Origin of the sequence: Roseomonas sp. 18066 (genome assembly GCF_902706185.1) — a bacterium.
Classification (GTDB): Bacteria; Pseudomonadota; Alphaproteobacteria; order Acetobacterales; family Acetobacteraceae; genus Pseudoroseomonas.
In genome coordinates this window covers 1-240 of record NZ_CACSJM010000438.1, presented here as the reverse complement: position 1 = coordinate 240, position 240 = coordinate 1, and the positions used below count along the sequence as shown (strand labels likewise).

Here is a 240-nt window from a genome sequence, read left to right as displayed (position 1 = left end):
GCGCATCCGCCACGTTGAGCACATTCAGCCCGACATTCGCGCTCGTCGTCGCGGTGGTGCCGCTGGAACTGTCTGTGACGGTGGCCGTGACATGCAGCGTGGTGTTGCCCGGATCCGGCGAGGTGATGGTCAGACCGGTCAGCTGCGCCTGGGTCAGCGTGTAGCTGCCGTCCGGGTTGTGCGTCCCCGCCGACAGCGTGGCGCCTGCCGGCAGCCCGCTGATGGTGATGCTCACCGTCT

At 67.9% G+C, this 240-nt stretch carries 1 protein-coding gene; it reads right to left on the bottom strand.

Annotated features, from left to right (window positions below; translation table 11 throughout):
- On the bottom strand, positions 1-240 hold a 240-nt coding region (locus GVN67_RS29585; RefSeq protein ID WP_160000813.1), incomplete at both ends, for a hypothetical protein.